Origin of the sequence: Nocardioides sp. (assembly GCF_044226305.1) — a bacterium.
Taxonomy (GTDB): Bacteria; Actinomycetota; Actinomycetes; order Propionibacteriales; family Nocardioidaceae; genus Nocardioides.
Genome location: NZ_JBGAHF010000023.1, coordinates 1 through 24,230 on the forward strand (window position 1 = coordinate 1; position 24,230 = coordinate 24,230).

At 70.6% G+C, this 24,230-nt stretch carries 24 protein-coding genes and 1 other RNA gene; 10 read left to right on the top strand and 15 right to left on the bottom strand.

All coding sequences use genetic code 11. The annotated features are described in order from the left end of the window. Nucleotides 1–306: 306 nt before the first annotated feature. The 3 genes from ACILQ5_RS18890 to rsgA all read right to left on the bottom strand — a co-directional run bounded on the left by ACILQ5_RS18890 (nt 307) and on the right by rsgA (nt 5,017). Nucleotides 307–1,287 carry a cation diffusion facilitator family transporter gene (locus ACILQ5_RS18890; RefSeq protein ID WP_395659573.1) on the bottom strand — a complete coding sequence of 327 codons (981 nt, stop codon included), beginning with the start codon at nt 1,285–1,287 and terminating at the stop codon, nt 307–309. Further along, the gene (locus ACILQ5_RS18895; protein WP_395659574.1) at nt 1,284–3,875 is read right to left on the bottom strand and encodes a cation-translocating P-type ATPase; all 2,592 of its coding nucleotides are present in this window, start codon (nt 3,873–3,875) and stop codon (nt 1,284–1,286) included. The genes ACILQ5_RS18890 and ACILQ5_RS18895 overlap by 4 nt, the downstream gene beginning before the upstream one ends. 290 nt (nt 3,876–4,165) lie before the next feature. Next, nucleotides 4,166–5,017: a ribosome small subunit-dependent GTPase A gene (gene rsgA / locus ACILQ5_RS18900; RefSeq protein WP_395659575.1), complete on the bottom strand. Its 852-nt coding sequence runs from the start codon at nt 5,015–5,017 to the stop codon at nt 4,166–4,168. A gap of 691 nt (nt 5,018–5,708) precedes the next feature. On the opposite strand from rsgA, the gene ACILQ5_RS18905 reads away from it, so the two are divergent. After that, entirely contained in the window at nt 5,709–7,115 is a 1,407-nt protein-coding gene (locus tag ACILQ5_RS18905) for a calcium-binding protein (RefSeq protein ID WP_395659576.1), read from the top strand. 260 nt (nt 7,116–7,375) lie between these two features. Beyond that, entirely contained in the window at nt 7,376–7,624 is a 249-nt protein-coding gene (locus ACILQ5_RS18910) for a hypothetical protein (RefSeq protein ID WP_395659577.1), read from the top strand. Nucleotides 7,625–7,774: 150 nt separating this feature from the next. Here ACILQ5_RS18910 and ACILQ5_RS18915 read toward each other — a convergent pair whose 3' ends face one another. From ACILQ5_RS18915 to ACILQ5_RS18935, 5 genes are all read right to left on the bottom strand, one after another. Continuing rightward, the gene (locus tag ACILQ5_RS18915) at nt 7,775–8,119 is read right to left on the bottom strand and encodes a hypothetical protein (RefSeq protein ID WP_395659578.1); all 345 of its coding nucleotides are present in this window, start codon (nt 8,117–8,119) and stop codon (nt 7,775–7,777) included. A 267-nt stretch (nt 8,120–8,386) separates the two neighbouring features. Next, nucleotides 8,387–8,740 carry a hypothetical protein gene (locus ACILQ5_RS18920; RefSeq protein ID WP_395659579.1) on the bottom strand — a complete coding sequence of 118 codons (354 nt, stop codon included), beginning with the start codon at nt 8,738–8,740 and terminating at the stop codon, nt 8,387–8,389. Then, nucleotides 8,737–9,234 (bottom strand): hypothetical protein, encoded by a 498-nt coding sequence (locus ACILQ5_RS18925; protein ID WP_395659580.1) that lies wholly within the window; start codon nt 9,232–9,234, stop codon nt 8,737–8,739. The genes ACILQ5_RS18920 and ACILQ5_RS18925 overlap by 4 nt, the downstream gene beginning before the upstream one ends. 149 nt (nt 9,235–9,383) lie before the next feature. Beyond that, an RNA gene (rnpB, locus tag ACILQ5_RS18930) (RNase P RNA component class A) lies at nt 9,384–9,772 on the bottom strand. Nucleotides 9,773–9,781: 9 nt separating this feature from the next. Further along, on the bottom strand, nt 9,782–10,834 hold the full coding sequence (locus tag ACILQ5_RS18935) for an HNH endonuclease signature motif containing protein (protein ID WP_395659581.1): 1,053 nt from the start codon (nt 10,832–10,834) through the stop codon (nt 9,782–9,784). A gap of 380 nt (nt 10,835–11,214) precedes the next feature. On the opposite strand from ACILQ5_RS18935, the gene ACILQ5_RS18940 reads away from it, so the two are divergent. From ACILQ5_RS18940 to ACILQ5_RS18955, 4 genes are read left to right on the top strand one after another with little or no spacing between them, the layout of a single operon-like run. Further along, on the top strand, nt 11,215–11,784 hold the full coding sequence (locus tag ACILQ5_RS18940; protein ID WP_395659582.1) for a GNAT family N-acetyltransferase: 570 nt from the start codon (nt 11,215–11,217) through the stop codon (nt 11,782–11,784). Continuing rightward, the gene (locus tag ACILQ5_RS18945; RefSeq protein WP_395659583.1) at nt 11,781–12,212 is read left to right on the top strand and encodes a tetratricopeptide repeat protein; all 432 of its coding nucleotides are present in this window, start codon (nt 11,781–11,783) and stop codon (nt 12,210–12,212) included. Before ACILQ5_RS18940 ends, ACILQ5_RS18945 begins: the two co-directional genes overlap by 4 nt. 40 nt (nt 12,213–12,252) lie before the next feature. Then, nucleotides 12,253–12,429: a hypothetical protein gene (locus tag ACILQ5_RS18950; protein ID WP_395659584.1), complete on the top strand. Its 177-nt coding sequence runs from the start codon at nt 12,253–12,255 to the stop codon at nt 12,427–12,429. Further along, complete coding sequence (locus tag ACILQ5_RS18955) at nt 12,419–12,673, top strand: hypothetical protein (RefSeq protein WP_395659585.1); 255 nt, start codon at nt 12,419–12,421, stop codon at nt 12,671–12,673. The genes ACILQ5_RS18950 and ACILQ5_RS18955 overlap by 11 nt, the downstream gene beginning before the upstream one ends. A gap of 4 nt (nt 12,674–12,677) precedes the next feature. On the opposite strand, the gene ACILQ5_RS18960 is transcribed toward ACILQ5_RS18955, so the two are convergent. Genes ACILQ5_RS18960 through ACILQ5_RS18980 form a run of 5 tightly spaced genes read right to left on the bottom strand, consistent with a single transcriptional unit; the run spans nt 12,678 to nt 17,369 of the window. Next, nucleotides 12,678–13,865: a PQQ-dependent sugar dehydrogenase gene (locus tag ACILQ5_RS18960; protein ID WP_395659586.1), complete on the bottom strand. Its 1,188-nt coding sequence runs from the start codon at nt 13,863–13,865 to the stop codon at nt 12,678–12,680. 29 nt (nt 13,866–13,894) lie between these two features. Next, nucleotides 13,895–14,503: a response regulator gene (locus ACILQ5_RS18965; protein ID WP_395659587.1), complete on the bottom strand. Its 609-nt coding sequence runs from the start codon at nt 14,501–14,503 to the stop codon at nt 13,895–13,897. Further along, on the bottom strand, nt 14,500–15,609 hold the full coding sequence (locus tag ACILQ5_RS18970) for a sensor histidine kinase (protein WP_395659588.1): 1,110 nt from the start codon (nt 15,607–15,609) through the stop codon (nt 14,500–14,502). The genes ACILQ5_RS18965 and ACILQ5_RS18970 overlap by 4 nt, the downstream gene beginning before the upstream one ends. A 27-nt stretch (nt 15,610–15,636) precedes the next feature. Then, nucleotides 15,637–16,425 (bottom strand): ABC transporter permease, encoded by a 789-nt coding sequence (locus ACILQ5_RS18975; RefSeq protein WP_395659589.1) that lies wholly within the window; start codon nt 16,423–16,425, stop codon nt 15,637–15,639. Continuing rightward, the gene (locus tag ACILQ5_RS18980; protein WP_395659590.1) at nt 16,422–17,369 is read right to left on the bottom strand and encodes an ABC transporter ATP-binding protein; all 948 of its coding nucleotides are present in this window, start codon (nt 17,367–17,369) and stop codon (nt 16,422–16,424) included. Before ACILQ5_RS18980 ends, ACILQ5_RS18975 begins: the two co-directional genes overlap by 4 nt. Before the next feature lie 74 nt (nt 17,370–17,443). On the opposite strand from ACILQ5_RS18980, the gene ACILQ5_RS18985 reads away from it, so the two are divergent. Further along, the gene (locus ACILQ5_RS18985) at nt 17,444–18,553 is read left to right on the top strand and encodes a hypothetical protein (RefSeq protein WP_395659591.1); all 1,110 of its coding nucleotides are present in this window, start codon (nt 17,444–17,446) and stop codon (nt 18,551–18,553) included. 175 nt (nt 18,554–18,728) lie between these two features. On the opposite strand, the gene panB is transcribed toward ACILQ5_RS18985, so the two are convergent. After that, complete coding sequence (gene panB / locus ACILQ5_RS18990; protein WP_395659592.1) at nt 18,729–19,586, bottom strand: 3-methyl-2-oxobutanoate hydroxymethyltransferase; 858 nt, start codon at nt 19,584–19,586, stop codon at nt 18,729–18,731. Between the two features lie 128 nt (nt 19,587–19,714). Between panB and ACILQ5_RS18995 the strand changes: the two genes are divergently transcribed. After that, a complete protein-coding gene (locus ACILQ5_RS18995) occupies nt 19,715–20,824 on the top strand; it encodes a hypothetical protein (RefSeq protein WP_395659593.1) in 1,110 nt (369 codons plus the stop codon). A 7-nt stretch (nt 20,825–20,831) separates the two neighbouring features. On the opposite strand, the gene ACILQ5_RS19000 is transcribed toward ACILQ5_RS18995, so the two are convergent. Next, nucleotides 20,832–21,293: a VOC family protein gene (locus ACILQ5_RS19000; protein ID WP_395659594.1), complete on the bottom strand. Its 462-nt coding sequence runs from the start codon at nt 21,291–21,293 to the stop codon at nt 20,832–20,834. Nucleotides 21,294–21,343: 50 nt separating this feature from the next. On the opposite strand from ACILQ5_RS19000, the gene ACILQ5_RS19005 reads away from it, so the two are divergent. Both ACILQ5_RS19005 and ACILQ5_RS19010 read left to right on the top strand, forming a co-directional pair. Continuing rightward, nucleotides 21,344–22,093, top strand: coding sequence for a class I SAM-dependent methyltransferase (locus tag ACILQ5_RS19005; RefSeq protein WP_395659595.1), 750 nt, complete (start codon nt 21,344–21,346; stop codon nt 22,091–22,093). Between the two features lie 19 nt (nt 22,094–22,112). Further along, nucleotides 22,113–24,206 carry an NAD(+) synthase gene (locus ACILQ5_RS19010; RefSeq protein WP_395659596.1) on the top strand — a complete coding sequence of 698 codons (2,094 nt, stop codon included), beginning with the start codon at nt 22,113–22,115 and terminating at the stop codon, nt 24,204–24,206. Nucleotides 24,207–24,230: the final 24 nt, after the last annotated feature.

Consider the following 24,230-nt stretch of genomic DNA (forward strand, 5'->3'; position numbering starts at 1 on the left):
GCCGTGTCCGATGGGTAGTCCGAGCGGTGCTCGGCCATCATCCGCAGGGCCCGCTCCTTGACCGCGGGATCGACTCTCTTCGGCATGCGCACATTCTCCTGTGACTCAAACAGGAGCGGCATCAAACCCGTGACGCTTCACTCCGACTGCCTGCGCCGAACAGGGTCTGATGATGCGGTAATCGCAGCGCCCTCCTAATCAGCCGCTCATCGGCATGAGCGGAGTCGCGGGTCGCGGCAGATGCGGATGGTTGGCAATGAGTGGCTTCTAGAGCCTCGGCCACCGATCACCCGACGTGCGAGCGGCTCAAGGTCGCTCGGATTCTGCCTGTGACGTCGTCTCCTTTGCGGCCACGATGTCCTCGTACCTCTGCACCGGGAACTCTGTCACGTAGGCGCCGTAGGCGCGGGGGTCCTCCGACGGCTCAAGGTGGCAGGCCAGCGTGATCTCGCCAATGCCCTCATGGACTGCCGTCTCGACCTCCTCGACGAGGTCATGCCCCTGCTGCACGGTCCAGGCACCGGGCACGAGCACGTGCACCGAGGCGAAGCGGTGATGACCTGACTCGCGGGTGAGCAGGGCGTGGAAGTGCACATCGCGCGTGACGAAGCCGGCGAGGATGTCGGCGATCGCACGGTTCTCCTCCTTGGACAACGAGCTGTCCATGAGTCCCGCGGTCGACTCGCTGATGAGCTTCCAGCCCGTCCACACGATGTTGATGCCCACGAGGAAGGCGACCACGGGGTCGAGCCGCTCGATGCCGGTCAGCGCGACGACAAGCACGCCCACGACGACGCCGACGGAGGTCCAGACATCAGTCATGAGGTGCTTGCCGTCGGCGGTCAGCGTCAGCGAGCGGTAGCGGCGACCGGCACGCAGCAGCACGATGGCCACCCCGCCGTTGACGAGCGAGGCAAACACGGAGACGGCGAGGCCGATACCGACGTTCTCGATCGCCTGGGGGCTGAGGAAGCGCTCGACCGAGGTGTACAAGATCACGAGGGCGGCGACGAAGATCATCGTCCCCTCGATCGCCGCAGAAAAGTACTCGGCCTTGGTGTGGCCGTAGTGGTGGTTCTTGTCGGCCGGCATCGCCGCCACCTTGAGCGCCACGAGCATCGCGATCGCGGCAACGAGGTTGACGACTGACTCGGCCGCGTCGGAGAGAAGGCCGACCGAGCCGGTGATGCGCCACGCGAGGACCTTCAGCGTGATCGTGAGGATCGCAGCGACGATCGAGAGGTAGGCGAACCGACTCAGGTCGCGCGTCTCCAGGGCGCGCGTCATGGCCCCGAACTCGATGTCTGCGGTCCAGATGTGCGGCCGTGTCGAACAGCGATCCGGGCAAAGAGCCACCCGAAGACCCCGGTCCCGACCGCTAGGGCAAGGTCGGCTGCTGGAAGGGCCGAGGTGCCCAGGAGGTCTTGCAGCAGGGGGACGTACACGCCGGCCAGAGCCAAGAGAAGGGAGCCGGTCACGGCGACCGGTAGCAGCGGGTTCTGGGTGGTGAGCTGGACCGGGCGGAGCCCCATGGCTACCCCAAGCTGGAGACAGGTCAGTGACAAGAAGATCATCGTCTGCCAGGCCCGGTCACCACTGTGCGCCCACAGGCCGAGACTCAAGGTGACCGCGGAGATGAGCATGCTGATCAGCACGACCCGTTGCCACAAGCCGTCTCCCAGCACGCTCTGAGCAGCCGGACGGGGCGGCTGTGACATCGCGCCAGGCGAGACAGGTTCGGCGCCGATCGCTACTCCGGTGATCCCGTGGGTGAGCAGGTTGATCCACAGGATCTGCGCGGCCATGAGAGGCACGACGAGACCGAGGAACGGGCCGAGCAGCATGACGAGGATTTCGGCCGCGCCGCCGGAGAGCGCGAATACGAGAAAGAGGCGGATGTTCGCATAGACGCGCCGACCTTCTTCGACAGCTGCGACAACAGTGGCCAAGTCGTCGTCGGCGAGGACGAGGTCAGCGGCCTGTCGGGCGACCTCGGTGCCACGGTGTCCCATGGCGACGCCGATGTCGGCTCGGTGCAGGGCCGGGCCGTCGTTCACGCCGTCTCCTGTCATGGCGACGACGGCACCGCGGTCTCTCCAGGCTTGGACGATGTCGAGCTTCTGCTCCGGGCTGGTCCTCGCGAAGACACGCGGCTCCGTCAGGTCGGCGATCTCTCCGGCAGCTATCTGAGGCCCGGTGACGACACTGCTCTCAAGGTCGGCCTCTTCGGCCGTCAGCACCCCGACGCGTAGCGCGACCGCGCGGGCGGTGGCCGGATGGTCGCCGGTGATGAGCACCGGAACGATGCCGGCTGTCCGACAGTGCTCGATCGTCGAGCGCGCAGCCGGCTTGGCCGGGTCGGTCATCGCGGCCAAGCCCAGCAGCCGTTGCCCAGCCTTTTCCCAATCACCGCTGAGGGGGGCATTTCCGGTCGTCAGCGCCAGGACCCGGAACCCCTCGGCCGCGAGCTCGGAGGCACGGACGAGCGCAGGGTGCCAACCATCGGCATGCCCTTCATGTCCATGCTGGGCGTGGAGCGCCTCGACTGAACCTTTGGTCACGACCAAGACAGATGCCTCGCCCGAAGCCGCGGCTGGGGTCTGGTGGGCAGTGGTCATCTGCTGAGCGGCACTGTCGAACGGCAACTCACCGACCCGCGGATGCGCACGCTCGAGCTCCTCCCTGGTCAGACCAGCCTTGCCGGCCACACTGAGCAGGGCCAGCTCGGTCGGGTCACCCAGGCCCGACCACGGCTCGTTGGGCCGAGAAGGTGGCGTCAGCTGCGCGTCGTTGCACAGCACGCAGGCCCGCAGGAGCTCGACCACGTCGGGAGCCTGACTGAGGTCGAGGGCCACGCCGCCGGTGACGAGGTCGCCGCGGGGTGCGTAGCCCTCTCCGGACACCTCGACCGAGCGCTCGGGGGTCCAAAGCTCCTCGACCAGCATCCGGGCCTCGGTCAGGGTTCCGGTCTTGTCGGTCGCCAGCACCGTCACCGACCCCAGGGTCTCCACCGCCGGAAGCCGGCGGACCACGGCGTTGCGACCCACCATGCGCCGTGCTCCCAACGCCAGACTGAATGTGACCACTGCTGGCAGGGACTCCGGGACAGCAGCGACCGCGAGGCTAACCGCAGTGACCAACATCAGCTCCAGAGGTTCGCCCCGGGCCAGTCCGAGGGCCAAGACGACCGCACACAGGGCGACGGCCACCAGCGCCAAGGTCCGTCCCAGCCCGGCCAAGCGACGTTGCAGTGGAGTGGGCTGAACGCGGCTGTCCATGAGGGCAGCGATCTGTCCCAACGCACTCGCCGCGCCAGTCAGAGTGACCTCAGCAACCGCACGACCTTTGACGACGACCGTGCCCGCCGCCAGGACGTCGCCGAAGGACTCACCATCGGCGACAGCCTTGCCGACCGCGACCGACTCGCCGGTCAGTGCCGACTCGTCGAGCAGCAGAGAGGATGCGTCCAGCAGGGCACAGTCGGCGGGGACGATGTCACCCTCGCCCAGGAGCACGACATCGCCTGGCACCAGGTCGGCGGTGGGCACCGACGTCTCGACACCGCCTCGTCGCACGCGCACCATCGGTGCGCTCAGCTGTGCCAGGGCGGTGATGGCCCGGTCCGCCTTGACCTCCTGGGTGACCCCGACCGCGGTGTTGACCACGACCACGAACCCGATCACCGCGGCGTCGGTGAAGTCACCGGTCACCAGGGTCAACGCGCATGCGGCAAGAAGGACCACGATGAGCGGATCGCGCAACTGCATGCCGATGCTCGACCACACCGAGATGCGACCCCGTTGCTCGATCTCGTTGGGCCCGACCCGCTTCAGGAGCAGTGCAGCCTCCCCATGGGTCAGACCGGCGGCATCCACAGCCCCACTCTCAGCAACGATCGCCGAGGCCACCAGAGCACAAGGACCCGGAGCCCGCGACGATTCTCACCTACCAGAAGCACAAGGTCGTCCACCATGGCCGCGATACGACCGGTAGCCCAAGCCAAACTCTCATCGGCAGGGCTCGTGAGCTACCCGTCAGGGAACCACCGACTCTCGGCACAACAGCGCCGAACGCGGGAGAAGCGTGTGTCAACGAGGGTTAGGAGTGCCCTCCTGCGGCTGTGGTCAGCCATCCGGGCAACCTCACGGTTCTCTGCGGGTGACACTCAGTACCCGCGGTCACGGAAGAGCCGTCGGGCCGCCTTGCTTCGCTCTTTCCAGATCCGCTGCTTCTCCCGGGCCGCGGTCGGATCGTCACGCCGCAGCTCGAACTCGAGCTCTCGCCGGAGCTTGCGGTAGTTCGCCAGCCGCCGCCCGTCGAGCTTCCCCTCACGCTCCGCAGCGAGCACGGCACAGTCAGGCTCATGCTCGTGTCGGCAGTCCCCGAACCGGCAGTCGGCAGCGAGGGTCTCGATGTCGGGGAAGGCCGCGGCCACCCCGCCACGGTCGATGGTGAGGGACAGACTGCGTAGCCCGGGGGTATCGATGATCACGCCACCGGTGGGTAGGGCGTACAGGCCTCGACTGCTGGTCACGTGCCGACCTCGATGGTCGCTGGGCCGGACCTGGCCCGTGGTCGCTGCCCCGCGCCCGAGCAGCAGGTTGGCCAACGAAGACTTGCCGGCCCCCGAGGGCCCGAGCAGCACCGCCGTGAGTGCCGGCCGCAGCATCTCGGCAATGTCTTCAGCCCCCTCGCCGGTCACGGTGCTCACCGGCACGACCTCGACACCGGCAAGGCGGGAACTCAGCCCCTCGGCGAGTGCCGGGGAGGCCAGGTCGGACTTGGTGAGCAGTACGACGGGTCGTGCTCCACTGTCCCATCCCAGTGCTACCTCGCGCTCCACGCGAGCGACCGACAACCTGTCGGCGGGTGCCGTGACGAGCACCAGGTCGACATTCGCCGCGAGCACCTGGCTGCGCCCGGTGGGGTCGCGGCGGTCAAGCTCGGACCAGCGGGGAGCGACGCCTACGACGACAGCGTCGTCCTCCTGGACGTGGACGACGACCCAGTCGCCCACTGCCGGTAGCTCCCGTGCGCGGGACCGACAATCGCCCGCCTCCGTTGAGACCACGACGGAGTCGAGGTCAACGCGAACTACCCTCCCAGCGGCGCAGCCGGGAGCCATGACCTCCGCGACCGCCTGGGCCGCTCGCTCGTCCCAGCCCAGGGACGACAGCCCGCCAGCGCCCATGTCTCCATATTCCTACGAGGAGACCGGTGCCGGTGCACTGAGCTGAGATCTCCTCACCTGAGATGGCGCGGCCGCTGTGCTCGGTGATCACCCCAGACTCCGCGATGAGTCTCGCCGCCAAGTGATTCGATGTAGGCGACCGGTGGCAGCGCGCGCCTCAACCCGACCTCATCTCGGCATGTGCGGGCGACATCGGGTCGCGGCAGATGCGTGCGTTTGCTGAGCACGCAGGTGGCCTATGTCGTGCAGAGTTCGAGCGCGGCGTCAAGGAATGATCCGGACTGCGCGCCCTCATGTAGTGAATCCTTGCTCCGTTCGCACGACGGCGTCGAAGCCGTGCAGGTATCTCGCCGGTTGTGGCTACTCCCGCTGTCTCGGTTCTCCAGGCGACAGGTCCGGGTCAAGCCCTGGTGCTCGTATCAATGTGGCCGTCGCACTTGGCCTGGCGGTCGTTGGCCGGTGCGCGGTCATCGGTGAGCGGACAGGCAGCACGGTGGTGATCGCGTAGGGTTCGACCGTGGACTTCTCGGGACGGTGGGACATGGGCTCAAGGATTGGGCTACGGCTATTGGCTGGCGTGGCCGGTGTTGCGGCTGCGCTTGCGCCATGCATGGCGACCATCGGCAGTGCCCAAGCAACGGAAACCTGCTTCGGCTTGGCGGCGACCATTACGGCACCGCCGGGCCAGCGTGAGGTGCGGGGGACCGAGGGCGACGACGTCATCGTCGCCAAGGACGTCTCGCGGGTGCTTGCGCTTGGCGGTGACGACGCGATCTGTGTGACCGGACCGGCCCGGATCGAGGCCGGCGACGGAAACGACCGGGTCCAGTCCCACTCTGGCCGAGGCACGACGAACGTCGTGATCCTGGGCTCCGGGTCCGACCTGTTCGAGGGCTCAGAGGCCGACGACGAGGTCTATGCCGAGCAGACCTACGTCGACGACGAGACGCTGCAATCCTATCCGGGCACGGGGACGGAGAACACCGACTCTGTGCGGACCTACGGTGGCGATGACGTCATCGTCTCTGGTGCGCGACTCGACACCCAGCCCGACAACGACGAGGTGCAGGCGGGACCGGGCGACGACCTCGTCTCGTTGGTTCCGTGGCTCGGGGGTGACATCAAGGCGTCCGGCGGCGCCGGCACCGACTGGTTCCAGTTGCGGCAGACGCCCAAGGACTCGGTGGCGGTGTCGATCGACCTCGCCGCTGGGACGGCTATGGCTGACGGCGTCCAGTTCTCTACCGCCGAGGAGTTCGAGAACGTCGACACCATCCACCGGTCCCAAGCCGAGGGCTCCGCGCTCGACTTGCGGGGAAACGACGCTGCCAACACGATCGTCGCGTGGGGTTGGGTGGACACCGTCAGCATCGACACGGGAGCCGGAGACGACAACGTCATCCATGCTCTGGGCACGAAGATCAGCGCCCAGGCCGGGCCCGGCGATGACAGGCTCACGCTGTACGGCGACCCACAAAGTGTCGTGGGCGGCCCGGGCCGGGACACCATCGCCATGCAGGGCGGCGGCGGCGCGGACATGCCGGTCGTCTACGACCTGCGACACGGGCTCTTCTGGCGAGGCGACGTGGCCGTGCCGTTCGAAACGGAGCGCCTCACGGTGCTGACCTCGGGCGCGGCCTCCGGGCACGTCCAGGTCCTGGGCACGAGTGGTCGAGACGTCGTTACCGCCGGTCAATGCGGGACGGTGGTCCGAGGTGCCGGAGGCGATGACCTGCTGCGGTCCACGAGCGAGAAGTGCGAAGGCGTGGCAACCACGTTGTACGGCAACGGCGGCGACGACGTCCTCCGAGGCGGCTCGGGCCGTGACGTCCTGCTCGGCGGAACCGGTAGCGACCGCGCCTTCGGAGGCGCCTCGCGCGACCGGTGCCGAGCCGAGTTGAAACGCGACTGCGAGCGCAACTGAACCAGAGGTACGCCGGTCGCACGCTAGGCATCGGCTGACGAGCCTGCGCGGCGTGGTGCACAGACGGTGTCGTACGAGTCTCACCGAATCGACCCAGGAGCCGCATCCAGCGTTCCGGTGGCTCCCGGTGCCACCGTGCCTGCCACACGACCTCAGATTCTTGGTCTGCGCTAAGTGACTCTGTGGCGCGACGTTCCTACCGACCCGTGCGAGCCGCCTCAAGGCGGCAGATCCGGATGCTTGCCTCCTACAGTCGATCCATGACTACGGCGGTTTTGTTGGGTTTTGCGGATGGCGGCAAGGAGTTCATCGACGATACGCACGTCCACGGCTTCCGGGACGGACAGTTGCTGATAGCGACGGGCGCTCCGGGTGCGGCGCTCGACGCGCAGATCGTGAGGACGGTTCCGGTCCGAGATCTGGCCTTCGCCGAGACGTGCGAACGCGATGACGCTCCGGAGGACGGCTCCGGTGGCCCCGGTTGGTCGATGACGTGGCCAGACCAGTAACCCGGCCGACAGGCACCTGGCAAGGGTTGACGCGCTCATCGCTGGTCGTAGCACCAGGTGACCCCCGAGCGTCACCGCGCGAGGCGATTGCCTCCGACCAAGGGGCGCACATCGGCAGATCCGTGCTGATCGCGGCTAGATCCGGACGGTTCAGTCGAGCGCGCCGTCGATCAGGTCGCGGTCGCCCAAGGGCTCGCTCAGAGACACCGTCGCCTGTTCTCTGAGCCCGATGGTGGAGCACGCGGCGTCCGCGTAGTCAGTGACCTCGACGGTGATCGTCACTGATTCCGATGTCTCCACAGCGTCGGCAGTGGCGGACTTGAAGCATCCCCCGCCGAGGAAGTAGACGGTGATCTTGCTTCCGTCGAGACTGATCGAGGGTCGTTGAGTGAACGCGCCGTCCGAGGACCACGACTCTTCGTAGGTCTTGTCCCCACCGCCCCAGTACGGGCTCGCAACCAGCCACCATGCGGCGGCAACGACGGCGAGGATCACGGCGCAGACCGTGAGCCGTCGAACCTGGCTAGGTCGAAGGGTGAGCATGCGCGGTCCGATCCGAGTTGATGAGACGGAGCCAGAGTTTCGCCCCAGCCGAAGCGAGTTGGTGACAGAGCGGACAAATGGGATCGATCTGTTACCAACCCAGCAGCGGGGCTCAGGCACGGCGGGACGTCCCATCGCCCGCTCATCGGCATCCGGTAACGCGGTACCGCGCGGACAGGCGGCGCTGTTTAGCAGGTCGTCGGTCGGTCCGCGTCACCCTCATGCCGGCGGGAGCGCGTACGCCAACGTGCGGTGGAGATCGTCGACACCAGAGGCAATCGGGCCTTCGGTGGTGAGCCGCGCGTACAGCTTCTTGGGCCAGAGGACCTCCACGCCGCAGGCGGCGAAGGATCCGGCGATGAGCGTCCAGTCCGCTTCGATGAAGCAGAGGACGCCAGTGACGGGGAGGTCGTCGCCGACGATGCCTTGGACGAGGTCGACCTGTTTGAGGACGCCGTCGACGAGCTTGGTCTGGTCGCGGGTGCCGACTAGGACCTTCTCGACGCGGGGCCGGAGGATTCCACCCTCGACCTTGAGCGACGGCCGGCCCCTGTACTTCTTGGCGTCGATCACGAAGATGCCGGTCGGGGTGACGGCGATGTGGTCGATGTTGGCGCGGGTGCCGGGAATGCGGGGTCATGGAGAACGCGCATGGTCTCGGAGGAGAGTTCGTCGAGCCGTCGGCCAAGGCGCTCCTCGCCGAGGGCGCCGGTGTTCCAAGCGATCGTCGACTGGTGGCCGTCGGTCATGGCGAGGATGAGGCCGCCGAGCTTGGGATGCTTCTCGCGGATGCGGGTCTCGCGCTTGGCCTGGCGGCGCTCGTACTCGCGTCGCGCGGAGGTGCCTGGGGTGCCGACGTCGATGGGGTCGGGGTTTCGAGACGGTTGCTGCGCAACCTCCTCAACCACCGACGAGGCCGGGTCGGCGGGGGAGCAGTCGAGGCAGCGGACGGTCTTCGTGGACCGCTCGTAGATTGCCTCGACTCGGGCCGCCAGGTCGGTTTCGCACAAGCGGCAGACGCCGGCGTACCGCAACATCATCTGCTTCTTGTCGGCCGTTTCGGACACGTCTGGACGCTATCGACGCCGGCGCCGGTCCGGCGACGATTCGAACAGATCGCCTCGATAGTTGAAGTCGCAAGAGTATTTCTCTTGCGGACTATCTGCGGACTACAGCGATGTCGTGATCGCGTTTTCGCAGGTCAGAGCCTGTTTTGCGGACGGGCTGGCCTGTAGGCCGGGTTCTGTACGCCGAAGCGTGGCGACCATCCATCTACGACGGCCGTTGCCGGCCGCCTCCAGCGATCTACCCGCGCACTCGGGCGGGCCGCCCTCGAACGTGCGCGCGTCCGGTGCGAGCACCGGACTTCTTGATCTTGCTCCAGGTGGGGTTTGCCGAGCCGGCCGGGTCGCCCCGGTCGCTGGTGGTCTCTTGCACCGCCGTTTCACCCTTACCTCTCCCGTCGAGACGGGGGAGGCGGTCTGTTCTCTGTGGCACTGTCCCGCGGGTTGCCCCGGGTGGGTGTTACCCACCACCTTGCCCTGTGGAGCCCGGACCTTCCTCGGCGCTCCCCGAGGGGAGCGACGCGGTCGCCCGGCCAGCCCATCCGCGGGCTCAGGATAGGGGGTCGGTGCCGTCGCGGTCGACGCGGTAGCGCCGGCCGTGCGGACCGGTCCAGAGGTAGCTGTCGTCCGGCAGCCGCCGGTAGCGCCATCGGCGGGCGGTCTTGGCGCGGTGGTGATGTCGGCACAGCGGGGCGAGCGCGTCGGGTCGGGTCTGGCCGGGCGGGCCGCCCTCGTCCATCGGGACGTACTCCTCGATGTGGTCGAGGTCGCAGGACCGGGCGTCGGTCGCGCACCAGGGGAACACGCAGTGGCCGTCGCGCTGGGTGACGAGCTCGCGCATCCACGGTGGTGGGTCGTGCTGGTCGACGGCGTCGGTCCGGTCCTCGCGGAGGACCGGCAGGACCGTGACGGACGAGGAGCCGCACCACTCCTTGATCCGGGCCGTCGTGATCGGACCGAGGCGCTCGACCGAGCCGGTGCCGATCGTGTCGTCGAGGAGGCCCGCGAGGTCGGCGTGGAGGTGGAGCTTGATGCGCGGCGGCCGGTCGCAGCTCGTGCGCTGGGCCACCAGGCCCACCGCGAGGCTGCGGCGCACGTCGATCGTGTCGTCCGGGTGGGTCCGGGCCACCTCGCCCTCGGCGAGGGCGGTGAGCACGTCGAGGAACCCCTGGAGGACCACGGTGTCACCGGTGATCTCCATCCTCGAGGTCCCGGCCCATCGGCCGGGACCGGTCATCGGACCGTGGAGGAGCTCCACGCCCCAGTGCGACCGGGAGAGGGCCTCCTCGGCGCCCTGCTCCTCGGGCTCCGCGCCGGCGGTGGCCTCCGCGATGGCCCGGTCGATGAGGACGGTGCCGCACCGGTGGGCACGCGGCGCGAGCGCGGCGTCCACGACGGCGGCCGACTCGACGGAGCCCAGGGCGGCCCGGTCGGGGTCGTCGGGGTGCAGGTGCGCCCATCGCAGGGCGCACTCCAGGCGACGCAGCTCGGCCTCCCGAGCCTGGCGCTCGGTGTCCGCGCAGAGCGCCAGCAGCTCGTCCGCGCCGACGGCAACGAGGTGGTCGCTCCTGTCGATCGGCAAGCTGCCGGCGGTGGTGGTCATGGGTCAACCCAAGCACTCGCCACCGACGCTGGAGAGTCGGAATCCCCTGTGTGCACAGAGGATTCGGTCACGATCGGTTCCCGATCCGGGGCGGTCCTTCACAGCCGGTCTGGGTCGGGGCCCTGCCTTCGCTCGCGGGGTCTCGACGACGCTCGCTGGCGCTCGCTGCTCGACCACCGGGGACGACGCTCGCTGGCGCTCGCTGCTCGACCACCGGGATCAGGGATGGGGTCGGGGCCCTGCCTTCGCTCGCGGGGTCTCGACGACGCTCGCTGGCGCTCGCTGCTCGACCACCGGGGACGACGCTCGCTGGCGGCCGCGGTAGAGACCGCCGGGGTTCGACGCTCGAAGAGCGACCGCGGCCGGACTAACCTGACCCGGTGCTGCCCGAGGGATACGAGATCAGGCCGCTCGAGACGGACGACGCCGGGGCGATGGCGGCGGCGTACCGCCGCAACCGCGAGCACCTCGAGCCGTGGGACCCGGTGCGGCCCGAGCGGTTCTTCACCGAGGAGGGGCAGGCCGAGGAGATCGGGCGCCAGCTCGAGGACCGGGAGCGGGACAAGCGGCACACCTTCGTGCTCTGGTACGGCGACGACGTGGTCGGGCGGATCGCGGTGGACAACATGGTGCGCGGTGTCCTGCAGAGCGCGACGCTCGGCTACTGGGTCGACCACGCCCACACCCGGCGCGGCCTCGCGTCCGCGCTCGTCGAGCACGCCGTCGTGCAGGGTCGGGGGCTCGGACTGCACCGGTTGGAGGCCGGGACCCGGCCCCACAACGAGGCGTCCCAGGGCGTCCTGCGACGGTGCGGGTTCGAGCAGTACGGCCGGGCCGACCGGTTCCTGTTCATCCACGGCGAGTGGACCGACCACGTGCTCTTCCAGCGCATCCTCCACGACGACCCGCTCGGGAATCCGCGGACCGGCAACCGGGTTGAGCAGCCGTGACCGACGAGCACGAGATCGAGCACGAGATCCAGGCGCCGCCCGTCGTCTTCCCCGGACAGACGACGGCCCCCGAGTCGGCGTACCGCACCGCCTTCGACCTGCTGTCCCGCCGCGCGCCCCGCGAGGCGCTCGCGGTGCTCGAGCCCGCCCTCGAGCAGGAGCCGGGCAACACCGGCCTGCGCACGCTGCGCGCCTGGGCCTACCTGATGCGGGCCCAGCTGCAGCGCGCCGAGGCGGAGCTCACGAGCCTGGTCGAGGAGAACCCGGCCGACGACTGGGCGCAGCACGCCCTCGGACGCTGCCTCGAGCGGCAGAGCCGGTACGCCGAGGCGCTGCCGCACCTGCGGCTCGCGGCCGCGATGAGCGGCGACCCCGACCACGGCCTAGCCGCGCTCCGCGTCGAGGAGCTGCTCAACCGGGCCGAGTGATCGAGGTGGGCGGCGCCCCGCGCGTGTACCTTCGGGCAGCATGAGCGACTTCTGGTTCTGCGTGAAGCACCACCGGGTCGAGCAGGGCGAGGACATGTGCCCGCCGATCGACCGGCTCGGGCCGTTCGCGACGAGCGAGGAGGCCGAGCACGCCCTCGAGAAGGCGGAGCAGCGCAACCAGGAGTGGGACTCGGACCCGCAGTGGAATGACGACTGACCGGGTCCAGGTCTCCCCGTGGCCGTTCGTCGGCATGGCCGGCATGGCGTGCGCGCTGTTCCTCGACCTCGCCAGCCTGCTCCTGCTGCCCTGGTGGGCGGTGGCGCTCCTGGTCGTGGTGTGGCTGGCGCTCTTCGTCGTGGCCTGCGCGTGGTGGTCGCTGCACCCGCGGTGGGTGCCGGCGGTGGCGGTGCTGGCGGTGCTGGTGTGGGTCGGGGCCGTCGCCCTGGCCGGGCTCACCTGACGGCTCACCTGACCTGCGGTCGCACCGCCAGGATCACGTCGTGGCCGCCGCCGTTGTCGGTGGTCACGTAGGCGATGTCGCCCGGTCCGTCGACGACGGTCCGCAGCCGTCCGTAGTGCCGCAGCGCCGACGGCACGCGCACGCCGAGCAGCTTGCCCTTGGCGGACAGCTTGAGGAAGAGGGCGCGCTCGGCCTTGAGGGCGGCCACCGCGAACGTCCCGTTGTACGCGCCCCAGCCGGAGCCGTAGATGAACCCGCCGCCGGAGGTCGCGAGCGTGGGGTTGCCCGAGCGCCACACCGCCTTGCGCTGGTGGCCGGGCAGCGACGGGTCGGTCATCGGGACGTTCTCGTTGTAGCCCGGCACCGGGTTGTAGCCGTAGTCGCCACCGTCGACCAGCTTGTTGACCTCGTCGTCGCGGTAGGTGCCCTGCTCGACCGACCAGAGCGTGCCGTCGCGGCGGACGTCGATGCCCTGGACGTTGCGGTGGCCGTAGGTCTGCACGTACCGCTGGGTGCGGTTGCGGGCATGGATGAAGGGGTTGCCCGGGCACGGGTCGCCGGAGTCGGCGAGCAGGCACAGCGTCTTGCCGCCGAAGGACTTCTTGTTCTCGGGGTTCCTGCCGATCGCGGCGTCGCCGGTGCCGACGTAGAGCTTCGACCCGACCTGCACGATCCGGCAGCCGCCGTGACGTCCGGTCGAGGTGGGGAATCCGCCGAGGAGCTCCCGGCTCGAGGAGATCCGGGTCAGCGCGTCGTCGAGGGTCCAGGTCATCACCCGGACGTCGTGGCCGCCGCCGGTGAACCCGCCCTGGCAGGTGTAGAAGCGGTGGTTGGTGGCGAAGTCGTCGTCGGTCTCCAGCCCCATCAGCCCGGTCTCGGGGTTGTCGGTCGAGACCCAGACCGAGCTGGACGGGAAGTCGCGGATGGTCCGCTTCCGGTGCCCCGTCCACAGCGACACCGTGGCGCGCGAGCGCTGGGTGAAGAGCAGCTTGCCGCCACCGATCGGCCGCACGTCCCAGGGGTGGTCGAGCCCGGTGACGAGTCGCTTGACCCGCAGCGCCGGCGCCGCCTGCTGGTCGGCCTGCGGCCCCTCCGCCTGGGCGGCCGCCTGCGCCGGTGACTGCGTCTGAGCGACGGGGGCCAGGAGCGTCGCGGTGAGGGTGACCAGCGTGAGGAGCACGAACCTGCGCATGACCTCGACCGTACAACCCGGTCCGGACCTCAGAGCCAGCCGTTCCCCTCCGCGGTCAAGACGGCCTCCGCCCGATTCGTCGAGCCGGTCTTGCCGATCGCCGCGGAGAGGTGGTTGCGGACGGTCCCCTCGGACAGGAACAGCTTCGCGGCGATCGCCGCGACCGAGGACCCGTCCCGCGCGGCCCGCAGCACCTCGGTCTCGCGCGTGGTCAGGGGCGACTCGCCGGCGACCAGGCTGTCGGTCGCCAGCGCCGGGTCGACGACGCGCAGCCCGGCGTGCACCCGACGTACGGCGTCGGCGAGCTGTGCCGCCGGCGTGTCCTTCACGACGAACCCCGACGCCCCTGCCTGGAGGGCGCGGCGCAGGTAGCCCGGACGGCCGAAGGTGGTCACGATCAGCACCCGGACGGAGGGCGCGGCGGCGCGCAGCGCGGCGGTCGCGGTGATGCCGTCGGTCCCGGGCATCTCGACGTCGAGCAGCGCGACGTCCGGGTGGTGCGCGAGCGCCGCCGGGACCACCTCGTCGCCGGAGCCGACCTCGGCGACGACCTCGAGGTCGGGCTCGAGGCCGAGCAGCGCGGAGAGCGCGCCGCGCACCAGCGCCTGGTCGTCGGCGAGCAGCAGCCGGATCGTCACGACCGCCCCACCTGCAGGCTGAACCCGGGTTCGAGGGTCCGGGTGACGACGGTGGCGCCGGCCGCCGCGGCCCGCTCGCGCAGGCCGGCCAGGCCCGACCCGGCGCCGCCGCCGGTGTGGCCGCGCCCGTCGTCGCGCACCTCGGCGCACGACGCGGAGAGCCGGACCTCGCAGCTGCGAGCACCGGAGTGCCGGATCACGTTGGTGACGCCCTCGCGCACCGTCCACGCGAACAGCTCGCGCAGGTCGGTCGGCACCTCGTCGGCGGAGTTCGGCAGGTGCGCCTCGATCTCGGCCGCCGCCAGCGCGGACCGGGCCCGGGCCAGCTCCCCGGGGAGGGTCAGCTCGCGGTACCCCTCGACCGCGCGGCGTACGTCGGAGAGCGCGTCGCGGCTCAACCGCTCGAGGTCGGCGAGCTCGGTGCGCGCACGCGAGGTCGCCTCGGGGGTGTCCGCGTCGAGCAGCCGCTGGGCGAGCTCGGCCTTGACGGTGATGACCGTCAGGGAGTGGCCGAGGATGTCGTGCAGGTCGCGGGCGAACCGGCTGCGCTCGTTCTCGACCGCGAGGCTGGCGTTCTCCTGCTCCGCCCGCAGCAGCTGGATGTTGCGCCGCATCAGCATCCGCATGCCGAAGATCGCGACGGACGCCGCCGTGATCGCGAACACGAGTCCGATCTGGCTGCCCCAGTCCTCGGCCGCGCTCAGGGCGACCGTGCCCGCGGCCAGCAGGACGACCACCACTGCGGCGAGCCGGAGGGGGAGCACCATGACGGCGGCGACCGCGATGTAGACGACGCTCGCCAGCCCCTGCTCACCCAGGCAGGCGACCATCACCCCGCCCAGGACGACGAGGGCACCCAGGTAGGGGACGACGAACGACATCGGCGGGTCGGCGACCAGACGGTGACGCTCGCTGCGGGCCCGCATCCACAGCGCCATGTAGACGGCGGCGAAGGCGACGGTGGCGAGGATGCCGACCAGCCCCCGCACCTCGTCACGCCGCTGCCAGCCCTCGATCAGCGGGTCGAGCAGGAAGAACAGCCAGACCCCGGCGAACAGCGGAGCCAGCCGGCCGACCTGGTTCGGCGGGGTCCGCTGGTCGCTCACGCCGACGAGCGTAGTCACACCCGGGCCTCACACACGGGCCGTGTCCTTCGCCATCCGCCACGCGGCACCGGCCACGAAGACGGCCAGCCAGCCGACCGCGTTGACCACGGCGTACCAGGGCAGCTCGTGCGTGAGCGGGGCGCGGGTGATCTCGGCGACGCCGTACATCGGCGTCCAGTAGGCGATGTCGCGCACCCACTCGGCGTACTGGTCGAGCGGGATGAACAGGCCGCCGAGGAAGGCCAGCAGCGCCAGGCCGGGGCCGAGCACCTGCATGGCGTTCTCGCCGGGCAGGAGGTAGCCGACGAACAGGCCGAGCGCGGCGAACACCGAGGTGCAGGCCAGCGCGAGCAGGGCGCACTCGACCCAGACGGCGGCCGGCATCTCCGGCTTCCCCTGGAGGACGCCGACCAGGTTGACGACGGCGATCGCCACCGCGCCCAGGACGAGGGCCACGATCGCCTTGACGACGATGTAGGCGGTCGGGTTGAGCGGGGTGAGCCGGAGCTGGCGGGACCAGCCCAGCGCCCGCTCGATCGCGACCTGGGTGCCGGCCGCGGCCGCGGTCAGAGCGGCGCCGTACATGGCCATCGAGACCATGACGTACGCCGACACGTTTCCCTCGCCGACGCTCTCGGTGCTGTCGGTGCCCGACCCGAAGACCAGGAACATCGCGGCCGGGAAGATCATCGCGAAGACGACCGTGCGCCGGTTGCGCAGCATCCGCCGGAGCTCGATGCCGAGGAGCGACGGGTTGAACCCGCCCATCGGCGGGACCCGGCGGGCGGTGGTGTCGATCGTGGTCGCGGTGCTCATGCGTCGTCTCCGGTCAGGCTGAGGAAGGCGTCCTCGAGTCCCTGCGAGGTGATCTCGAGGTCGCGCGCGGTGGTGCGGGTCAGCAGGTGGCGGGCCACGGCGTCGCTGTCCTTGGTGTGCACGAGGACGGAGTCGCCGCGCACCTCGACGCCGGTGACGCCGTCCAGTCGGGCCAACGACGCCGTGTCGGCGTCGGGGAGGGTCGCCCGGACGGTGCGGCCCGACGCGAGCGCCTTGATCTGGGCGCCGGTGCCGTCGGCGACGATCCGGCCGTGGCTGATGAGCACGATCCGGTCGGCGTACGCGTCGGCCTCCTCGAGGTAGTGCGTCGCGAACATCACCGTGCGGCCCTTCTCGGCGTCCGCGCGGATCGCGGACCAGAAGGTACGGCGGCCCTCGACGTCCATGCCGGTCGTCGGCTCGTCCAGCAGGAGCAGCGCCGGGTCCGGCAGCAGCGCCATCGCGAACCGGAGCCGCTGCTGCTCGCCGCCCGAGCACTTGGCGACCCTGCGGTCGGCGATCGCCGCGATGCCGGCGTTCTCGAGCACCTCGTCGACCGGGCGGGTGTCGGCGAACAGGCTCGCGGTGTACTGCACCGTCTCGCGGACGGTGAGGTCCTTGAGCAGCCCGCCGGTCTGCATGACGGCGGACACCAGGCCGCGGGCGATCGCGTGCCGTGGCGCCAGGCCGAGCACCTCCGCGGTGCCGCTGGTGGGGCGGGACAGCCCGAGGACCATGTCGAGGGTGGTGGTCTTGCCGGCCCCGTTGGGGCCGAGAAAGGCGACGATCTCGCCCTGCTGGAGCTCGAGGTCGATCCCGCGCACGGCGTGCACGGTCCCGAAGTCCTTCGTCACTCCACGCAGGCGCACCGCCGGGACCGGGTGGGTGCCGGTCCCGCCCGGTCCGAGGGGGGAGCCCGTCGTGAGGGCGCTGGGTGAGGTCATGACCCCAGCCTCTCCTCGCGCCGCCGCGACCGCCTGGGCCCGCCGTCACGACTCGCCCGTGACAGGTGTCATGCGTGGCGGCGGCGCTGGTCGGTCGGTTTCGTTCAATTGCTGGGAAAGGTCCCGGTTACCGACAGGTACTCGGGGCCGGACGGCGCAATTGCGCGAAGTCATTCCCCCGGCCGAGCCAGCTCGTGTCGCCACGCTCTGTGGATGACGACAGCGCGGAGGGTACGGCGCGTGTCACCCTCGCCGCGATGTTCGACGACCACACACCCTTCACCCGCTCGGACGCGGTGGCGGCCGGGATCTCCGAGCGTGCTCTCAAGGGGCCGAAGTACACGCGGCTGTACCGCAAGATCTACATCTCCTCGGCGGTGCGGGTCCAGTGGATGCACCGGTTCGTGGCCGCGCTGCTGCTTCACCCCGAGGGCGCCTGGCTCAGCCACACCAGTGCTGCCAGGGTGCGACGCATCGCCGTACCCGTCGACCCGCACGTGCACGTGAGCGTGATCGAAGCCAAGGACCGACGTTGGTCCCCTGGCCTCAAGCCACACGTCGCGCCACCACACACGGAGGTCGTCCTCGTCGACGGGCTCCGCGTGTCCGGGGTCGTGCGCATGTTCGTCGAGCTGGCGGCCGTGCTGCCCCTGGTCGAGGTCGTCGTTGCCGGTGACAGCATGTGCCGCAGGTTGGACATCACGGCGGACTGGCTGAGAGCGGAGCTCGACAAGTCCAGGGACTACTGGTCGCCGGCGGCGCGGTACGCCGCCAGGTTCGTGCGGGACGGGGTCGACTCCCCGATGGAGACGCGGACGCGCATGCTCCTCGTGCTCGCCGGCTTCCCCGAGCCGGAGGTCAACGTCACGATCAGGGACGAGAACGGCGACGTGCTCCTCCAGTTCGACCTCGGGTATCGCAGCGCTCGCGTTGCCGTGTCCTACGAGGGACGCCAGCACGCCGAGATCGTCGACGAGTGGGAGAAGGACGTCACGACCCGCCGGGACCGGGCTGACGACGAGCGCTGGCGCGTGGTCACGGTGGTGGCGAGCGGTGTGTATGCCGACCCGCTGCACACCCTGGACCGAGTTGCCCGTGCGCTCAGATCGCGAGGTGTGCCCGTCCCGCGCACCTACGACCCGGAGTGGTTCCGTCACTTCCCCGGTCGCCGAAGCGTGGCCTGAACCGCCAGACCGGGATCGGGTGTGTCACGACTCTCGTTGATCGATCCCCTCCGCGGTGGTCAGATTCCCGAGCAATTGCTGGGTGCGGCCCGCCTTACCCGCAAGTAACCGGGACCGGACCGCGCAATTGAACGGAAACAGACCACCGGCGCTGACCACCGGCGCCGAGCGGTGCTCAGAAGGTGTGCTCCTCGGCGGGGAAGGTGCCGGCCTTGACGTCGGCGGCGTAGTCGCGGGCGGCCTGGAGCAGCACCCCGTGGAGGTCGGCGTACTGCCGCACGAAGCGCGGCATCCGGCCGGTGCGCAGCCCGAAGGCGTCCTGCCACACCAGCACCTGGCCGTCGCAGCCGACGCCGGCGCCGATGCCGATGGTCGGGATCGACACCGAGGCGGTGACCTCGGTCGCGACCTCACCGGGCACCATCTCCATCACCACCGCGAAGGCGCCGGCCTCCTCCATGGCGATGGCCTCCTCGACCACCTGCTTGGCGGCGTCGCCGCGGCCCTGGACGCGGTAGCCGCCGAGGTTGTGCTCGGACTGGGGGGTGAACCCGATGTGCGCCATCACCGGGATGCCGCCCTCGGTCAGCTTGCGGACCTGGGGCACCATCTCGACCCCGCCCTCGAGCTTGACCGCGTGCGCGTTCGCCTCCTTCATGAACCGCACGGCGGTGAGGTAGGCCTGCTCCGGCGAGGCCTGGTAGGACCCGAACGGCAGGTCCGCCACCACCAGCGCCCGGCGCACCGAGCGGCTCACCGCCCGCGCCAGGGGGATCAGCTCGTCGACGGTGACCGGCAACGACGTCTCGTTCGCGAAGACGTTGTTCGACGCGCTGTCGCCGACGAGGAGGACCTCGATGCCGGCCTCGTCGAAGGTCTGCGCGGCGTACTGCTCGTAGGCGGTGAGCATCGCGAACTTCTCGCCGCGCTGCTTCATCTCGCGCAGGTGGTGCGTGCGGATCCTCCTGATCGCGGCCGATCCCGGGTCGGCGGCCGCCGGACCGGTGCCGTACGGCGCGGTCTCCTCGCTCATGGCGTCTCCCTGACTGTCATCTCGCAGCTCCCCGACGGAGTCCACGGACCGTTCGTCAGGCTAGCCCCGCTGGTGCCGGATGACCGCTGTGTCGCTGGTCACGGTGGGGCACGGGCTAGGTTGGAAGGGTGCTGGCTCGGGTCCTGGTCCCCGTCGCCACCCTCGCCTGCGTGCCGGTCCTGGGGGTTGCGACCGCTCGCGCTGCCGACCCGCTGGTCGAGGTCGACACCCCGCACAGCGCCGCGTTCTCGCCGAACGGCGACGGTCACAAGGACTCGCTGCCGGTGCGCTTCCGGCTCGCCGAGCGCGCCCAGGTGACCGTGCGGATCCCGGACGTGGGCACCGTGGACCTCGGCACCCGCGGTCCCGGCCCGAGCGTCTGGCGCTGGGACGGCCATGGTGCGCCGAACGGTTCCTACCGGCTCGTCGTCCAGGCGCGGACGCGCGACGGGCGCACGGGGCGGGACACCACGTTCGCCGAGATCGACCGGGGCCAGTCGCTCGCCCGGGTCCGCGTCTACACGACCCGGACGACGGTCTACCCGCAGACACCGGGCAAGCAGGACCGGATCTACGTGCGCAGCACCAAGGAGGGCAACGCGACGGAGGTGACGGTCCGCGACCGGGCCGGCGCGGTCGTCACGGACACCGCGTTCCGGCACTGGTGGTCGTGGGACGGTGCCGGGCAGCCCGCGGGGGAGTACGACGCCACGTTCTCGGTCCACGACCGGTTCGGCAACCGCCGCGAGATCCGTCGCACGCTGCGGGTCTCCGACGACCACCTCGTCCAGGAGACCTGGTCGGCGACGTCGCCCGCGGCCGACGTCGCGCTGTTCCCGAGGTGCGGGACGTCGCCCAGCGCCCGCTTCGTCCACGGTCTGACCGTCGCCACCGGACCGGCCTGCGACTGGGCGTTCTTCATCCCACGGTTCGACCTCCCGGTCGACGCCGACCCCGACGTGACGTGGCGCTTCACAGTCGCCGGCGGCCCGACGACGCCCGGGTCCGACCAGACCGCGCTGGTCTACGTGGCCGACGGCCTCGACGTGGTGGCGACCCGCACGGCGACCGGGGACACCACCACGACGACGCCCTGGGGCGGTCCGCACGCCTACGAGTGGGACCCCGAGCGGGAGCCGGAGCCGACCGGGTGGGTCCTGGTCCACGACCCCGACACGTCCTACGACGTCGCCGAGGTGACGCTCGAGGTGCGCTACTGGGCCCCGCCCGCCAGCTGAGCCGCGGTCACCCGGCTGCGTCGGCGGCGGCCTCGAGGTCGGCGACGACGATCTTCTGCATCCCCATCATGGCCGCCATGGCTGCCTGCGCCCGGGCGGGGTCGGGGTCGGAGAGCAGCTCGTAGAGCCGCACCGGCACGATCTGCCATGACAGCCCGAACTTGTCCTGGAGCCACGCGCACTGGTCGGGCCGGCCGCCGGCCACGAGCGTGTCCCAGTAGTAGTCGACCTCGCCCTGGTCGGCGCAGTCCACGCTGATCGAGACGGTCTCGGTGAAGCCGGCGTGCACCGGACCGCCGTTGATGCCACGGAACGGCCGGCCGTCCAGCGTCCACCGGGCCGCGAGCACGCGGCCGTCGTCGTAGTGGGAGACCGCCGTGATCGCGGAGTCGGGGAAGACGCTCGTGTAGAACTCCACGGCCTCCATCAGGTTGTCGTCGAACCACAGGCAGGTGCTGATCTCGGGCATGCCCTGTTGACCCCCTACCCGCCCCGGATTCATCGGCGTACGGTCGGCGGATGGCCTTCGACGTCGCAGCGGACGCGTACGGACGGTTCATGGGCCGCTACTCGGAGCCGCTCGCCGACCGGCTCGTCGACCTCGTCGAGGTCCGCCGCGGGATGCGCGCCCTGGACGTCGGCTGCGGGCCCGGCGTGCTCACCGAGCGCCTCGTCGACCGGCTCGGGGCCGACCGGGTGGTGGCCCTCGACCCGTCGCCGCCGTTCGTGGCCGCCGCCCGCGAGCGCTGCCCGGGTGCCGACGTGCGGCAGGGGACGGCCGAGCAGCTGCCGTTCGACGAGGGGTCGTTCGACGTGGCGCTGGCGAACCTGGTCGTGCACTTCATGTCGGACCCGGTCACCGGGCTGGCGGAGATGGGGCGGGTCGGCAGGGTCGTCGCTGCGACCGTCTGGAACCACGCGACCGCCACCGGGCCGCTCTCGACCTTCTGGCAGGCGGCGAAGGACCTCGACCCCGGTGCCGCCGACGAGGCGACCCTGCCGGGGACCGGCGAGGGCGACCTCGGGACGCTCGCCCGCGGCGCCGGTCTGCGCGACGTGACCGAGGGGACCGTGACCGTCGCCGTGCCCTACACGTCCTTCGAGCAGTGGTGGGAGCCCTACACCCTCGGCGTCGGCCCGGCCGGTGACCACGTCGCGAGGCTCGAGGACGACGCCCGGGAGGCGTTGCGACGGCGGTGCGCCGAGCTGCTGCCCGAGGCGCCGTTCACGGTCGAGGCGACCGCGTGGACGGTGGTGGCCCGGGCCTGAGGAGCCGCTGCGTGGGAGCATGCGGACCGTGGACTTCTACTCCGCCTACGCCCACGGGTTCGCCCGGGTCGCGGCCTGCACGGTCCCGGTCCGGGTCGCCGACCCGGCGACGAACGCCCGCGCCGTCCTCGAGCAGGCCCGCGCGTGCTCCGAGGAGGGCGTCGCGGTCGCGATCTTCCCCGAGCTCTGCCTGAGCGGGTACGCCGTCGACGACCTGTTCCTCCAGGACCCGCTGCTCGACGCGGTGACCGACGCGGTCGCGGAGATCGTCGCGGCGTCGGTGGACCTGCTGCCGGTGCTCGTCGTCGGGGCGCCCCTGGCGCACGGCAACCGGGTGCTGAACTGCGCGGTCGTCGTGCACCGCGGGCGGGTCCTCGGTGTCGCGCCGAAGTCCTACCTGCCGACCTACCGCGAGTTCTACGAGCGCCGCTGGTTCGCGCCGGGCGACGACGTGCGCGGCACGACCGTGCTCGCTGGCCAGGAGGTCCCGATCGGGCCCGACCTGCTCTTCGAGGCCGAGGACGTCCGCGGGCTGGTGCTGCACGTCGAGATCTGCGAGGACATGTGGGTGCCGGTGCCGCCGAGCGCGGAGGCCGCCCTCGCCGGGGCGACGGTGCTGGCGAACATCTCCGGCAGCCCGATCACCGTCGGCCGCGCCGACGACCGGCACCTGCTGGCCCGCAGCGCCTCCAGCCGGTGCCTGGCCGCCTACGTGTACGCCGCTGCCGGGCAGGGCGAGTCGAGCACCGACCTGTCCTGGGACGGGCAGACGATGGTCTACGAGCACGGCCAGCTGCTCGCCGAGAGCGAGCGGTTCCCGGACGGCCCGCGGGCGGCGATCGCCGACCTCGACCTCGACCGGACCCGCCTCGAGCGGCTGCGCACCGGCACCTTCGACGACAACCGGCGCGGTGTCGAGGCTCGCTTCGCTCGCACCTCGACCACCGAGTCCTCCGGGGACCGGTTCCGCACCGTCACCTTCGAGCTCGCGCCGCCGACGGCCGACATCGGCCTGCGCCGCAAGGTCGACCGCTTCCCGTTCGTCCCCGACGACGCCGACCGTCTCGCCCAGGACTGCTACGAGGCCTACAACATCCAGGTCTCCGGGCTCGAGCAGCGCCTGGTGTCGATGACCGGACCCGGCCGGCCCGGCCCCAAGGTCGTCATCGGGATCAGCGGCGGCCTCGACTCCACGCACGCGCTGATCGTCGCCGCCAAGGCGATGGACCGGCTCGGCCGGCCGCGGACCGACATCCACGGCTTCACGCTGCCCGGCTTCGCCACCGGTGAGCGGACCAAGGGCTACGCCTGGCGGCTCGCGGAGTCGCTCGGCATCACCATGCAGGAGATCGACATCACCGGCGCGGCCCGGCAGATGCTCGCCGACCTCGACCACCCCTACGCGCAGGGCGAGGAGGTCTACGACGTCACCTTCGAGAACGTCCAGGCCGGGCTGCGCACCGACTACCTCTTCCGGCTCGCCAACCACCGCGGCGGCATCGTCCTCGGCACCGGTGACCTCTCCGAGCTCGCCCTGGGCTGGTGCACCTACGGCGTGGGCGACCAGATGTCGCACTACAACGTCAACGCCGGCGTACCCAAGACGCTCATCCAGCACCTGATCCGGTGGGTGATCGCGTCCGGTCAGTTCGAGGACGAGACGAACGACGTGCTCGCCGAGGTCGTGGCGCAGGAGATCAGCCCCGAGCTGATCCCCACCCGCGAGGACCAGCTGCCCCAGTCGACCGAGGAGTCGGTGGGGCCCTACGCGCTGCAGGACTTCACCCTCTTCCACGTGCTGCGCTACGGCTACCCGCCGAGCAAGATCGCCTTCCTCGCGTGGCACGGCTGGCACGACCGCGAGGCGGGGGAGTGGCCGCCGAACTTCCCCGAGGACCGGCGGGTGGAGTTCGACCTGCCGACGATCCGGCACTGGTTGCAGGTGTTCGTGACCCGGTTCTTCGCCAGCCAGTTCAAGCGGTCGGCGCTGCCCAACGGCCCCAAGGTCAGCCACGGCGGGACGATGTCGCCGCGCGGCGACTGGCGGATGCCGTCGGACGCCTCTCCGGCCGCCTGGCTGGCCGAGCTCGAGGAGAACGTCCCGACCGGCTGACCGCGGCGCCTCGCCCGCGCCGGT

Bases quoted from the DNA above. Each gene is read 5' to 3' on its own strand.
- ACILQ5_RS19005 (WP_395659595.1), top strand. From the start codon at position 21,344: ATGGCCTTCGACGTCGCAGCGGACGCGTACGGACGGTTCATGGGCCGC.
- panB (WP_395659592.1), bottom strand. From the start codon at position 19,586: ATGAGCGAGGAGACCGCGCCGTACGGCACCGGTCCGGCGGCCGCCGAC.
- ACILQ5_RS18890 (WP_395659573.1), bottom strand. From the start codon at position 1,287: ATGACGCGCGCCCTGGAGACGCGCGACCTGAGTCGGTTCGCCTACCTC.
- ACILQ5_RS18910 (WP_395659577.1), top strand. From the start codon at position 7,376: ATGACTACGGCGGTTTTGTTGGGTTTTGCGGATGGCGGCAAGGAGTTC.
- ACILQ5_RS18935 (WP_395659581.1), bottom strand. From the start codon at position 10,834: ATGACCACCACCGCCGGCAGCTTGCCGATCGACAGGAGCGACCACCTC.
- ACILQ5_RS18955 (WP_395659585.1), top strand. From the start codon at position 12,419: ATGACGACTGACCGGGTCCAGGTCTCCCCGTGGCCGTTCGTCGGCATG.
- ACILQ5_RS18980 (WP_395659590.1), bottom strand. From the start codon at position 17,369: ATGACCTCACCCAGCGCCCTCACGACGGGCTCCCCCCTCGGACCGGGC.
- ACILQ5_RS19000 (WP_395659594.1), bottom strand. From the start codon at position 21,293: ATGCCCGAGATCAGCACCTGCCTGTGGTTCGACGACAACCTGATGGAG.
- ACILQ5_RS18960 (WP_395659586.1), bottom strand. From the start codon at position 13,865: ATGCGCAGGTTCGTGCTCCTCACGCTGGTCACCCTCACCGCGACGCTC.
- ACILQ5_RS18950 (WP_395659584.1), top strand. From the start codon at position 12,253: ATGAGCGACTTCTGGTTCTGCGTGAAGCACCACCGGGTCGAGCAGGGC.
- ACILQ5_RS19010 (WP_395659596.1), top strand. From the start codon at position 22,113: ATGCGGACCGTGGACTTCTACTCCGCCTACGCCCACGGGTTCGCCCGG.
- ACILQ5_RS18975 (WP_395659589.1), bottom strand. From the start codon at position 16,425: ATGAGCACCGCGACCACGATCGACACCACCGCCCGCCGGGTCCCGCCG.